10 protein-coding genes are annotated in these 12,771 nt (G+C 64.1%); 8 read left to right on the forward strand and 2 right to left on the reverse strand.

What is annotated here, in order from left to right; translation table 11 throughout:
• The first annotated feature begins 22 nt into the window (after positions 1-22).
• From V7D81_RS04375 to V7D81_RS04395, 5 genes are all read left to right on the forward strand, one after another.
• On the forward strand, positions 23-292 hold the full coding sequence (locus V7D81_RS04375; protein WP_324314757.1) for a hypothetical protein: 270 nt from the start codon (positions 23-25) through the stop codon (positions 290-292).
• A gap of 19 nt (positions 293-311) precedes the next feature.
• Entirely contained in the window at positions 312-1,970 is a 1,659-nt protein-coding gene (locus V7D81_RS04380; RefSeq protein ID WP_349257606.1) for a PepSY-associated TM helix domain-containing protein, read from the forward strand.
• 136 nt (positions 1,971-2,106) lie between these two features.
• Complete coding sequence (locus tag V7D81_RS04385; RefSeq protein WP_324314760.1) at positions 2,107-2,613, forward strand: sigma-70 family RNA polymerase sigma factor; 507 nt, start codon at positions 2,107-2,109, stop codon at positions 2,611-2,613.
• A complete protein-coding gene (locus V7D81_RS04390) occupies positions 2,610-3,566 on the forward strand; it encodes a FecR domain-containing protein (RefSeq protein WP_324314761.1) in 957 nt (318 codons plus the stop codon). The genes V7D81_RS04385 and V7D81_RS04390 overlap by 4 nt, the downstream gene beginning before the upstream one ends.
• A gap of 240 nt (positions 3,567-3,806) precedes the next feature.
• The gene (locus V7D81_RS04395; RefSeq protein ID WP_324314762.1) at positions 3,807-6,326 is read left to right on the forward strand and encodes a TonB-dependent siderophore receptor; all 2,520 of its coding nucleotides are present in this window, start codon (positions 3,807-3,809) and stop codon (positions 6,324-6,326) included.
• 36 nt (positions 6,327-6,362) lie between these two features.
• Here V7D81_RS04395 and V7D81_RS04400 read toward each other — a convergent pair whose 3' ends face one another.
• Together V7D81_RS04400 and V7D81_RS04405 are read right to left on the reverse strand one after the other, a co-directional pair.
• On the reverse strand, positions 6,363-7,307 hold the full coding sequence (locus V7D81_RS04400) for a VOC family protein (protein WP_324314763.1): 945 nt from the start codon (positions 7,305-7,307) through the stop codon (positions 6,363-6,365).
• Positions 7,308-7,377: 70 nt separating this feature from the next.
• Complete coding sequence (locus V7D81_RS04405; RefSeq protein ID WP_324314764.1) at positions 7,378-8,217, reverse strand: fumarylacetoacetate hydrolase family protein; 840 nt, start codon at positions 8,215-8,217, stop codon at positions 7,378-7,380.
• 298 nt (positions 8,218-8,515) lie between these two features.
• Here V7D81_RS04405 and V7D81_RS04410 point away from each other — a divergent pair, with 298 nt between their 5' ends.
• The 3 genes from V7D81_RS04410 (at position 8,516) to V7D81_RS04420 (ending at position 12,692) form a co-directional block, all read left to right on the forward strand.
• Positions 8,516-10,192 carry a DUF1302 domain-containing protein gene (locus V7D81_RS04410; RefSeq protein ID WP_324314765.1) on the forward strand — a complete coding sequence of 559 codons (1,677 nt, stop codon included), beginning with the start codon at positions 8,516-8,518 and terminating at the stop codon, positions 10,190-10,192.
• Positions 10,193-10,251: 59 nt separating this feature from the next.
• Positions 10,252-11,568 carry a DUF1329 domain-containing protein gene (locus V7D81_RS04415; RefSeq protein ID WP_324314766.1) on the forward strand — a complete coding sequence of 439 codons (1,317 nt, stop codon included), beginning with the start codon at positions 10,252-10,254 and terminating at the stop codon, positions 11,566-11,568.
• A gap of 80 nt (positions 11,569-11,648) precedes the next feature.
• Positions 11,649-12,692 (forward strand): aromatic ring-hydroxylating dioxygenase subunit alpha, encoded by a 1,044-nt coding sequence (locus V7D81_RS04420; protein ID WP_324314768.1) that lies wholly within the window; start codon positions 11,649-11,651, stop codon positions 12,690-12,692.
• Positions 12,693-12,771: the final 79 nt, after the last annotated feature.

Below are 12,771 nucleotides of genomic sequence, written 5' to 3' on the forward strand. Positions count from 1 at the left end.
TGACGTGGATCCGCGCCTGAGTGTGACCCTTCGCGTCGCGCTGGCATTGCTGGGAGGCTATGCATTTGCGTGGGGTTTCATCGCCTCGGGCATGACGGCGCTCCATGCTGCGGGTATGGAATTCCACGATGCGCAGGGCCTGGCTTCGCTGCTGGGCTTCCTGCTCTTCCTGTGCGTTTTCCTGTGGACCTTCGCAGCGCGCAGCCTGCTGCGAGTCGGCGTGGTGCTGGTCGGGGGCGGCGCGCTGCTGATCGTGGCCGCATCATCGCTGCAATCCGCACTGGTGCGCTGACGGTACGAGCGAGGCCCTGATGTTCCAGAGCTTCCGCCTGGCAATGAGCTGGGTCCACACCTGGTTCGGCCTGGTGCTGGGGTTCGTGCTGATGGCCGCATTCTTCTTCGGCACCCTGTCGGTCTTCGATCGCGAGATCGACCGCTGGGCCGTGCCGGCGACGCGTGTGGCCGCTCAACCGATGCCGTCCTTCGACACCGTGTTGCGACCCGTGCTCGAGGGCATGCAACCCGAAGCGGAAGATGTCGCCGCGCTGCGGGACGAGCTGAGCGGGCCGGTGCCGACGCGCTTCGACATCAACTACTGGGACATCCGCAGTACCCGCGACCCGGTCACCTATCTGTATGCCGGGTACGAAGTGCCGGGGGCGAAGTCGCCGGACGAACTGGCGTACGACATGCGCCTGCTGGTTGCGGCCACAGGAGAGTTGCTGGAAGAGGAGCCCGCGTTCATCGGTACCGGTCTCTTCTATCCGCTGCACTTCAATCTGACGCTGGCGTGGGCCGACCTGGGCGCGTGGATCATCGGGCTGGCGGCATTCTCAATGATGGCGGCGCTGGTCAGTGGCGTGGTGATACACCGCAAGATCTTCCGCGAGTTCTTCACCTTCCGCCCGCGCAAGGCGCTGTTGCGCAGCACGCTGGACCTGCACAACCTGAGCGGCGTGGTGGCACTGCCGTTCCACTTCTTCTTCGCACTGACCGGCCTGCTTATCTTCGCCGGCATTTACTTTCCGATCGCGGAGACTCAGCTACAGCCGCTGCACGAGCTGCACGAACGCCACGAAGAGGCGCAGTCGGCAGTACCGAAGCGGCGCGCAGGCGTGCCTGTGCCGTTGGCATCGGTGGACGCGATGGTGGTGCAGGCGCAGCAGCGCTGGGCAGCGCGTGGCCAGTCGGACAAGGTCGAAGCGCTGATCCTGCTGCACGTGGGCGACGCGAACGGCCGGGTGGTTCTCAGTAATGCCGGTGAGGATCGCGTCACTTCTGCGCCCGGCAGCGACATCCATTTCCGTGCCAGTACTGGCGAGGTGATGCACGAGAGCCCGAGGCCCTCGGCGACCGGCCAGGTTCTCGAGTACCTCGCGGGGCTGCACCTCGTGCACTTCCGTCACTGGCTGCTGCGCTGGTTGTACGTGTTGGGCGGCCTGCTGGGCTGCGTGTGCATCGCCACCGGCTTCATCTTCTTCGTCGAGAAACGCAAGGCGCAGCACGCCAGGGCGGGCAGCCAGGGCAGCCGCATCGTCGATGCCGTGGCGGTCTTCGCAGTCACCGGGATGCTGATCGCGACGGTGATGCTGCTGGCGGTCAATCGCCTGGTGCCCGAGGGTCTGCCCGGCAGGAACGGCATCCAGGGGTTTGCCTTCTGGGGCGCGTGGGTGATGGCCTTCATCCACGCCGCGCTGCGCAGTGGTCCGGTGGCGCGCGCGCAGATCAATCCGGCGTGGCGCGAGCAGTGCTGGGTGCTGTCGATGCTGGCCGCAGCTGCGGTTGCGCTGAACTGGCTGACGACGGGCGACCATCTGATCAAGACCGTATTCACGGACACCTACTGGCCGGTGGCCGGCATGGACCTGAGTCTGATCGCGACGGGGCTGCTGGCCGCGATTGCGGCGCGTCACCTGACTCGGCGCGAGCGGGAACGGCCTGCGGTCCGGGCGCACGCCGTCCCCACTTGACCTGGCGATCACCGTCCACGCATGGCTTGGCGAATCGGTGAAGCCGTGACACCGAAGCAGATCGGGCGCTAGACTCCCGCCCGTCCGCCTCAGCCAGCATGCACAGCCAGGGCGCCATCAAGCACTGGCTATGCGCATGTCCAATCCTTCAGTCACTGGCGCCGATTCCCTTCATTCCCTGTATGCCAGCCATCACGGCTGGCTGCTCGACCGGTTGCGTCGCAAGCTCGGCAATACGAGCGATGCGGCGGATCTGACGCAGGACACTTTCATTCGCGCGTTCGTTGCCGGCGGCATCGAGAACATCCGCGAGCCGCGCGCGTGGCTGACCACCATCGCGCGCAATCTGCTGCTGGCGCGCTACCGTCGTCGTTCGCTGGAACAGGCGTACCTCGATGCGCTCGCGACATTGCCGGAACCGGTCGCGCCGTCGCCGGAACATCAAGCGCTGGTGATCGAGGCGATCAATGAAATCGACGCGATGCTGGACGGCCTGCCGACGCGCGTGCGCGATGCGTTCCTGCTGGCGCAGCTCGAAGGTCTGACCTATGTGCAGATTTCCGAACAGCTGGGTGTCTGCGAACGCAGCGTCAAGCGCTACGTCGCGCAGGCCTTCGCGCACTGCATTCTCCTGGCGCCATGAGCGAAGCCGCCCTCGATCCGCGCATCGCGCAACAGGCCGCCGAATGGTTCCTGTTGCTGCAGTCCGGCGAAGCCAGTGCGGACGATCGTGCGGCATTCGAGCACTGGCGACGCGGCGATCCGCAGTGTGAACGCGCCTGGCAGCGTGCGGAGCACGTCGGCGCGACGCTGGGGAACATTCCGGCGAGCGTCGGCATGCCGGCGCTGCGTCGTCGTCGAAGAAGCGACCGGCGCGATGCATTGAAGACGCTTGCGCTGCTCGTTGCGGCGCCATCGGCGGCATGGCTCGGCTACCGGCAACTGCCGTGGCAGAGCTGGCGCGCCGACTACCGCACGGACATCGGCGAACGACGCGACTTCGCGCTTCCCGATGCGAGTCATGTCTGGCTCAACACCGACTCTGCAATCGACGTCGATTACGGCGAGCGTGAGCGACTGCTGCATCTGCGAAGCGGGGAGATTCTCGTGCAGACGGCGCCGGACCGCGCGGCCGTGTCGCGACCGTTCGTCGTGGCCACCCGCGATGGGCGCATTCGTGCGCTCGGTACGCGTTTCATCGTTCGTCGTCATGATGATGCGACGACGGTTACGGTGCTGGAACGTGCCGTGGAGATCAGGCCGGGCGGGGCAGGTATGTCGAGGATCATCGAAGCAGGCACGAGCACGCGCTTCGATGCGCTGGCGATCGGGCCTGCCGTACCGGCCGCTGTCCAGGCGGATGCGTGGACGCAAGGAGTGATCTACGCGGATGGCATGCGGCTCGATGACTTCATTGCGGAGTTGGGTCGCTATCGTCCCGGCGTCGTGCGCTGCCATCCCGATGTCGCCGCGCTGAAAGTCTCGGGCGCGTTCCAGGTCCGCGACACGGAGCCGGTGCTGCGCAGTCTCACGCGCGCCTTGCCCGTCAGCCTGGTCTATCGCACGCGCTGGTGGGTCAGCGTCGAGCCGGGCTGAGTCCAGTGCGCCGCAGGGGGCGCTGGACGATTGAGGGTGATGTCGAACGATGCGTCCCTTCCTCCGCGTAGCAGGGAAAGATGGGGTTTCTGTAGGTCAGGCTTTAGCCTGACTTCTGAAAATACGCCGGCTGAAGCCGGCCCCACAGAGGAGGGGATCAGGCCGCTGTCCCCTTTGGTTCTTTCGCGCATCAAGCACGGAAATACCCTCGCGTGTGCGAGCGGAACCATGGGGCAGTCGATGTATTTTCAGAATCAGCGTCGCGCGACAGTGTTGCAATCCACCATCAGGGCGCTGCTGTTCGCAGCAGGGACGGTCGCCGTGTCGGCCGCAGCCATTCAGTCCGCTGCGGCCCAGGCGCAGACATCTCCGGAAAGCCGGCGCTACCAGATTCCCGCGGGACCGCTGACGCAGACGCTCGGGCAGTTCGTCACCCAGTCAGGCGTCAGCGTCACTGCTTCCTCGTCGCTCACGGACGGCAAGACCAGCCCGGGTCTCACCGGGACTTACTCGATCACCGGCGCGCTGTCCGCATTGCTGCAGGGCACGGGACTCGAGGCGTTCGATCAGGGCGATGGCGCCTACGTACTGCGGGTGGCCAGTCCAGCCGCTGCCGCAACCGAGCAGACGATGCAGAAGGTGAGGGTGGTGAGCGCGGAGGAGACGGGCACCACTGAAGGCACGAGGTCGCTGACCACCCCGGGCCCGGTGGCAGCCGCCACCGGCCTCAACCTGTCGCTGCGCGAGACGCCGCAGTCGGTCACGGTGATCACGCGCGAACGCATCGATCAGCAGAGCCTCAATTCACTGGCCGACATCGCCGAGCAGGTGACGGGCGTGTACTACAACTCCCGGGGCACGCCGATCGGTGGACGAACCCTGATGTATGCGCGCGGCTACGAGGTGGACAGCTACCAGATCGACGGCGTCAACGTACCCTGGGAAACGCTGGCGGAATCCGAGCGCTACGGCCACGGTTCGCTGGACACCGCCATCTACGACTCCGTCACGGTCGTGCGCGGTTCGACGGGCCTGATGACGGGCGCGGGCGATCCCAGTGCGCTCATGGCGCTGACCCGCAAGAAACCCACGCACGAACTGCAGACATCGTTCGAAGCCACGCTGGGCAGCTGGGATCACTATCGCCTCATGGCCGACGTCGGCGGCCCGCTCAATGCATCGGGCAGCCTGCGCGGACGCGTCGTGGCTGCCTATGATCAAGGCGATTCCTGGGTCGACGACTACAGCAATGACCGCAGCGTCTTCTACGGCGCATTCGAGGCGGACCTCGGCGAGCGCACGTTGCTGCGACTGACGCTGGAGCATGGCACCGCCGACAGCAAGGGAGCGCCCTGGGCGGAGGACTACGGCTCGTATTTCTATTTCGACGACGGCGTCACGCCGATGCCGAAGAGCACGTCCACCAACATTTCGCCGCACTGGTCCTATCTGAACAGCGACCGTACCTACGCGTCAGCGACGCTCGAACATCGGTTCAATGACGACTGGAGCGCGACGTTCACCTACGGGTTCGGCAAGTTCAATACGGACATGCGCCGCGGCATGGTCAACTCCATTCCAGAGGATGGTTCGCCCGTCATCGCGCGCCTGCTCAGCCTCGATTTCAACTACGACACGCATATCGTCGACGTCAGGGTGGACGGCAAATACCGGCTGTTCGGTCGCGAGCATGATCTGGTCGTCGGTCTCAACATGTATCGCAACGATCAGGCGGCGCCGCTCAGCGTCTACGATGATTTCAGAGGTTTCGGTTACTCGTCCGCGTCATGGAGCAATGGCCGGTTGCGCTACACCGATCCTGACTGGAATGCGATGCCCGGTTCGGAAGCAGACTATCCGTACGACATCGATACCCGACAGGAGGGCGCGTACGTCGCCACGCGGCTGCGTCCCATGGATCGTCTGTCGGTGATCCTGGGCGGACGCATCACCAACTGGGAATACTTCTATGCCGAGCGTGCGACGGCCAACCATGATTCTTACGTCTACAGCGATCTCGACTACAACAACGAATTCACGCCCTACGCCGGGGTGGTCGTCGATCTCACGGACGCGCTCTCCGCTTACGCCAGCTACACGCAGATTTTCAAGCCGCAGGAGAAGCGGGATGTCAGCGGCAACCTGCTGGAGCCGGAAGAAGGCGACACCTACGAACTCGGGCTCAAGGGCGCGTGGTTCGAAGGCCGCCTGAACGCGAGCGCCGCCGTGTTCGAATCGAAGCGCAACAATCTCGGCGTCGCGCTGCGGGATGCCGAGGGTCCCATCCTGACCCCGAATGGTGATCAGGCCTACAGCGCCGAAGATCACACCGAGGGCCGTGGCTGGGAAATCGAAGTCGCAGGCGAACTGACGCCGAACTGGCAGATCCAGGCCGGCTACACGCGCTTCAAGAATGAAGATAGCGCGGGCGACGTGCTGAACCCGGAGCAGCCCGAACAGCAGTTCAAGCTCTTCACCCAGTATCGGCCCGAGGCGCTGTCGAAACTGAGCGTCGGCGGCAGCCTGCGCTGGCAGGACGACACCGCGGCGGTTGCGGGCTGGGGTACCGGCAATCCCGACTTCGACAACCTCGACAGCTACGTCGTCGTGGGCGTGAATCTGGGCTACGAGCTGAACGAGCAGGTGTCGCTGTCCCTGCTCGTCAACAACGTGCTGGACGAGGAATACCGCGTCAGCAGCTACAGCCATTCCTACGGCGCGCCGCGGAGCGCGACCTTCAGTGTGCGAGCGCGGTTCTGAAGACTCGCTTCCGGCGATGCGGCGGGACGTGCTGACCTAAATCGAGCTCAACTCGTGATTGACCACGAAGTCTGCTGGCACCGCCGGGCCCCAGACATACAGCGAGTCTTCCGGCGGATGGTCAGCCGCAGGCCAGTCGTGGCCTGCTTCGACGAAATCGATGTCGTAGGAGTATTCGGCGTAGCTGCCCCAGGGATCGCGCACGTAGCGGAAGTAGTTTGAGCCCAACACGTGGCGTCCAACTCCCCAGCCAGCTCCGTAGCCTGCCTGCTCCATCTGCTGACTGCCCAGCCCGACTGCATCGATGGAGGGGACGCACCAGCTGCTGTGGTGCAGACCGAGTCCGCCGCCCAGAGCGAACGCGAGCAGGTGGTGGTCGCTGCCGTGCGGGGTGTGCAGGAAGGCGATCACGGAGCCGGACTTGTCGGAGAGGCGCAGTCCGCACACGTCTTCGTAGAATTTGACGGCCGCATCCACATTGCCGCTGAAGAGCAGGATGTGCGACAGGTATAGCGGGTGCACTCGGTCGATCTCGCTGCGGCTGGGCGCACGTCCCCGGTTGTTGGAGAGCGGCGGGAAGTCGCGGGGCGCGGGTTGCGACGGCGACGACTTCGCGGCGACACGCAGTTGCAGGGCCAGTCCATCGGGACCCTCGATCCACAGACCTTTCGGGTCCGCCCCCTCCGGCGCCGCGATGCGCGCGACTCCGAGCGTTGCCAGCCGCTGTTCGAAGCGCGCCACGTCACTTTCATAGATGCCCATGGTCAGCCAAAGCAAACGCTTGTGATTTCCGGGGACGATGCGCGCCCAGCGGTGCGCATGCCCGTAGCTGTAGAGGGCGAGGCCGTTGTCTTCCGCGCGCACGTCGAGGCCGAAGCTCGCGTAGAAGTGACGCGCCTGAAGCAGGTCAGGCACGCTGAAGACAAATTCGTCGACCGAGTGGATGGCCAGGGGGTCGCTGCTGCTGTTGACGGTTGCCATGCTTTATTTCCTGGCGCAGGCGCAGACAGGACTGCGCCGCGTTGTGGGATCCGGTTTTTCTGTCCGCGCTTCAGACGACCTTTTGCCGCTGGGTGCCGAGAGGCCCGGCGTTCAAGGTCATCACATCGCCGCGCTTCAGGAACTGCGGAGTCGGTTTCATGCCATGGCCCACTCCGTGGGGCGTGCCGGTGATCACCACGTCGCCGGGCAGCAGCGTCATGAACTGGCTGAGATAGGACACTACGTCGGCCACCGGGAAGATCATGTCCGCGGTGCTGCTCTGCTGCTTCACTTCGCCGTTGACTGCCAGTTCCAGCGCGATGGTCTGCGGATCGGGGAGTTCGTCGGTGGTCACGAGCCACGGACCGAGCGGGCCGAAGCCATCGAAGCTCTTGCCCTTGCTCCACTGACCATTGCGCCTGGTCTGCCAGTCGCGTTCCGAGACATCGTTGGCAAGGCAATAGCCCGCCACGTGCGAGAGCGCTTGCGCGACCGGCACCTTCCTTGCCTGCGTGCCGATGACGAAGCCGAGCTCGATCTCCCAGTCGCCGGCTTCCGATCCTTCCGGCAACTCCACGTCGTCATTCGGTCCGGCGATCGACGTCACCGCCTTGGTGAACACCACCGGTTCCTTCGGGATGTCAAAGCCTGCCTCTTGCGCGTGCTTGCGGTAGTTCAGGCCGATGGCCACGAACTGCCGCACGCCGGCGACGGGCGTGCCGAGGCGGGTGCCCGGCGGCACGACCGGCATTCGCGTCAGGTCGATGGCGGCGAGCGCGGCGATCTTCTGAGGCGCCATCCAGTCGGGCGTGAAATCGGGGACCAGCAGCGACAGGTCCCGAATCCGGCCCTGGCCGTCGAGGGCTCCGGGCTTTTCGTTTCCTCTGGATCCATGACGAAGCAGTTTCATGCAGTGCGATTCCTTGGTCTGGGTGCGTGATGGCGCACTCTAGTGAACTCGACGTGAGTGTCAATATGCTGTCAATATGACAGCTTGTGAAGTCAACTGATACTTTACGTGCGGGTGTATGAGTTCTCGGCGGACTGCGCGGTGGTGTGGCAGTTCGACAGTGGAAATTAAAAACAACGAATGGCAGACTAGTGTCATCTAGGCAGTATGCTGTCAAGATGACAAGATAATAAACAGGGTGGAGCCGGCTGATCGCCGACAGCGATCGGCCGGTGACAAGAAACAACAGGAGAACCAAATGCACGCAGTCCGGATTCTCACGGCGGTATCGCGGGCAGTAGCCCCATCCCGCGTCCTTGCACTGACGGCCCTCTTTCCCTTGGGAGCTTTCGCGGCTGGCGACGAACTCGAGGAAATCACTTTGCCCGACGTTCAGGCGGTGTCGCAGTTCAACTGGACCACGTCTGTGAAGCAGACCTTCATGGGACGTACGGGAAATCGCGACGATGCCCTGGTCTCGGGCGGCTCATCTGCAGCCCAGGATGACGGCGATCGCAACTTCTCCCGCGGACTGGTGAGTGTGCGCACGGATCTCTACACCGAGTTCGACGCAATCTTCGATGGATTCGGCATTCGCTTCAGCGGTGCGGGTTGGTACGACGAGATCTACCAGCGGACGAACGACAACGATTCTCCGGGTACGAGCCAGGGCGCGGGGCCGACCGGCAACGAGTTTCAGGACGCGACGCAACGGCTGCATGGAAACAAGGCCGAACTTCTCGATGCGTTCGTCTTCGCTACGGGTGAGGTCGGAGGCTTTGAGGCCAACGCGAAGCTCGGTCAATACGCGCTCGTGTACGGAGAAAGTCTGTTCTTCGGCAACAACGGCATTGCCTACGGCATGGTGCCGCTCGACATCATCAAGGCGACGTCGTTGCCTGGCGTGCAGTTTCGCGACATCGCCCTGCCTGTGCGGCAGATCTCCGGACAGATCACATTGACGCCGTCGGTGAGCCTCGGCGCCTACTACCAGGTCAAGTGGAAGAAGACACGCTTGCCCGCCGTGGGCAGCTACTTTTCGACTTCCGACATGCTGGACGTCGGCGGATCTCAGCTGCAATTCATTCCGGCGATCCCGTTCCTTACGCCCGGCGTGTCTGCAGATCGCACCGCCGATCGTGATCCCGGCGACTCCGGGCAAGGCGGCGCCCAGCTGCGGTTCAGCCTTGCAAGCATCGGCACGGATTTCGGCCTGTACGCGATCCGCTATCACGAGCGCGTGCCGACACTCATTCTCGATGCTCCGGCGCCCACCGGTCTGCCCCCCGGCTTCCCGCCCTACTTGCCGACGCAGTACTACCTCTACTACGGCAAGGACGTGAACGCCTATGGGTTTTCCTTCGCCAAGGCTTTCGGCAATTCCAGCTGGGCCGGCGAGGTGTCCGTGCGTGATGGCGCCTATCTGGCCGCTGATCCCGTTCCGGCCTATGCGGGCGTGGGTGTGCCGCGTGGTACGACGCTGCATCTGAATCTGTCGACACTCACGGCCTTCGAGCCGAACTTCCTGGTCAAGGAGTCCACCGCACTCGCCGAGCTCGCGTGCAATCGCACTCAGAAGGTGACCAACGATCAGCCCGTCGCGGCCAACAGCACGAGGTCCGCCTGTGCTGCGCGCGTGCAGTACGAGCCGAAGTTTCGCCAGGTCATGTCCGGTGTCGATCTGTCGATCCCGATATCCGGCAGCTACACCTATGGGCGTTCCTCGGCCATTCCGTACTTCGGCGCCGACGATTCCGGGGACATCAATGTGTCTTTCAACTTCAGCTACCTCGACAAGTGGCGCATGGGTCTCGGCTACACCTATTTCTACGGCGAGCCGGGAACCATGCTGGATAGCAGCGGACAGGCCTTCTCCTACAAGCAATCGCTCGCCGATCGGGATTTCGTCTCGCTGTCGCTGGCGGTGACCTTCTGATCGCTCAAACCAAAACCACTAGGGAACCCCACATGAAGAAGCAATTCGTTCTGCTGGCCATGACGGTGATGCCGTTCATCGTTCAAGCCGCGGTAACCAGCGAAGAGGCCGCCAAGCTCGGCAAGGAACTCACTGCGCTCGGCGCCGAAGCAGCCGGCAACCAGGCCGGCACCATCCCCGCCTGGACCGGCGGCTTCACCAGCACCGCCGCCGCCCGGATCGTCGGACGCCGGCCCGACCCGTTCGCGGCCGACAAGCCGCTGTACACGGTGACCGCAGCCAATGCCGGCGAGCACGACCAGCAGTTGACCGACGGCCTGAGGGCGATGTTCAAGAGGTACCCCGACTTCAAGATCAACGTCTATCAGACGCGTCGCACTGCTGCCGCGCCGGCCTTCGTCTACGAGAACACCAGGCTCAACGCGACCCGTGCCGCCTTGAACAACGACGTGCTGACGGGCGCGTATGGGGGCATTCCGTTCCCGATCCCGAAGAGCGGTGCCGAGGCGATGTGGAACGCGGTGCTCAACTGGAACGGCACCGCCTATCGCTGGGACGTTACCGGCTATCTCGTCACCGCCGACGGCAAGCCGGTGCTGACGGTGGATGCCAAGGCCGACGTCAACCGGCCCTACTACCAGGAAGGCGGCGACCGGGCGGCCTTCGAGAAGCAGGGCGGGGTGCACTTCGAAGCCAAGATCGTCAATACCGGTCCGCCGATACGCGCCGGCGAAGCCTTCATGAACAAGATCAACACCGATTCCAGCCGGGACGAAGCCTGGGTCTATCTGACGGGACAGCGCCGCGTGCGCAAGCTGCCGAATGCCTGCTGCGACACACCGACACCGCAGACCGCCGGGGTCATGACCTTCGATGAGCAGCTGGTGTTTTCCGGGCGACTCGACCGCTTCGACTGGAAGCTCGTGGGCAAGGAAGAGAAGCTGATCCCGTACAACACCAACCGGCTCAACGTGCCCAAGCGCGATGCCGACGTGATCGGCAAGAACTTCATCAACCCTGATCACGTGCGCTGGGAACTGCACCGGGTATGGGTGGTGGAAGCCACGTTGCGCCCCGGCCAGCGCCACCAGATGCCGCGCAGCCGCTACTACCTCGACGAGGACACCTGGGTTGCCGTGCTCGCTGATCGCTGGGATGCGCGCGGCAATCTCTGGCGCACCCTGACGCAATACCCGCTGGTGATGCCCGATGTACCGGCCACCGCGCCTGTGACCTTCGACATGCACGACCTGGTGTCAGGTTCCTGGTTCGTCAACGGACTGATGAACGGTAAAGCCGCGCAAACGGTGTTCGTGCCGAAGTTCAGCGACAGCAATTTCCAGCCTGACACCCTGGCTGCCGAGGCGGTGCGATGAGCGGTTCGCCATCCATGAAGACGCCTGCTGCGACAGAGGGCGCAGCAGGACATCCTCAACCCCAACGTGGGACTCGTTCCATGCCTTATCTTCTCAACACCTGGTATGTCGCCGGCTGGTCCGAAGACGTCCAGCCCGGCGCTTTGCTGCCTCGTACCTTCCTCGACCAGGCGGTGGTGATGTTTCGTGATGAGGCCGGCGTGCCTCACGCGCTGCAGGACCGCTGCCCGCATCGATTCGCCCCGTTGTCCATGGGCAAGCTCTGCGACGGCGGCAAGGCAGTGCAGTGCGCCTATCACGGCCTGCGCTTCGACGGCCAGGGCGCGTGCGTGCACAACCCGCATGGCGAAGGTCGTATCCCGCCCGCGGCCAAGGTGCGTACCTATCCGCTGGTCGAACGCTACGGCATCCTGTGGATCTGGATGGGCAAGGCCGAGAAAGCCGATGCGGCGCTGATTCCGGACTTTTCCCTGATCGATCCCGAGCACTGGTACGTCGGCAAGCGCTACCTGCATGCCAGGGCCAACTATGTGCTCGAGACCGACAACATCATGGATCTGTCGCACGTGGAGTTTCTCCACCCGAGCACGCTGGGCACCGAAGCGGTCAGGCACGCTTTGACCAACATCGAGCAGAAGGGCAACACCGTGTACTCGATGCGGCAGACGGTCAGCGAGATCATGACTCCCTTTCTTTATGACGCGCTCGGTTATCCGCAGGGCACGCCGGTGGATCGCTGGTTCGACGTGCGCTGGGACGCGCCTGCCAACATGCTGTTGATGGCGGGCGCGACACTCGCCGGCCGGCCGCGCAGCGAAGGGCGCGAGAATCCGCTGCCGCACCTGTTCACGCCCGAGACGGCGACGACGACCCACTACTGGTTCGGCATCTCCTTCCCCAAGGCAATGGGCCCGCAAGGCGACGAGATGGCCCAGAAGATCGTCGACGGAATCAACGTGCCGTTCACTCACGAAGATCTGCCGATGCTGGAAGCGCAGCAGCGCGCGATGGGGGATGCCGAGTTCTGGTCCTTGAAGCCCGTGTTGTTGTCGGGCGATGCACCCGCCGTGCGGGCGCGTCGCGTACTCGACAAGCTGATCGCCGAGGAACAGGCGCAGAACTAGCAACGCTCTGGCAGCGCCGTTGACGGCGCAACCGGAGACCGTCAGGTCGCCTGGTCGGCGGCAGCTTTTGTGGAAGGCA

It is taken from the genome of Povalibacter sp. (assembly GCF_036735925.1).
Classification (GTDB): Bacteria; Pseudomonadota; Gammaproteobacteria; order Steroidobacterales; family Steroidobacteraceae; genus Steroidobacter.